General features: G+C 62.5%; 1 pseudogene. It reads left to right on the plus strand.

What is annotated here, in order from left to right:
* Positions 1 to 240: pseudogene (locus AC0L2O_RS37415) on the plus strand (cobalamin biosynthesis protein CobW); the annotation flags it as partial.

A 240-nucleotide genomic window follows, 5' to 3' on the forward strand; every position in this document is an offset into this window, starting at 1 on the left:
CGATCCGTCTGTGCTGCTCGGCCTCGGCCTTGCCGTCGAGGACGACATCGAGAACCGCAAGACCCACCACGACGGCGAACTCGACCACGAGCATGACGATTTTGACTCGTTCGTCATCGACATTCCATCGATCGCCAATCCCGATGAGCTGGCTTTGCGCGTCGCCACGGCGGCGGAGGAAGAAGACGTGCTGCGCGTCAAGGGTTTCGTCGAGGTCGGCGGCAAGCCGATGCGGCTGTT

This window comes from Bradyrhizobium sp. Kon10, from assembly GCF_055807395.1.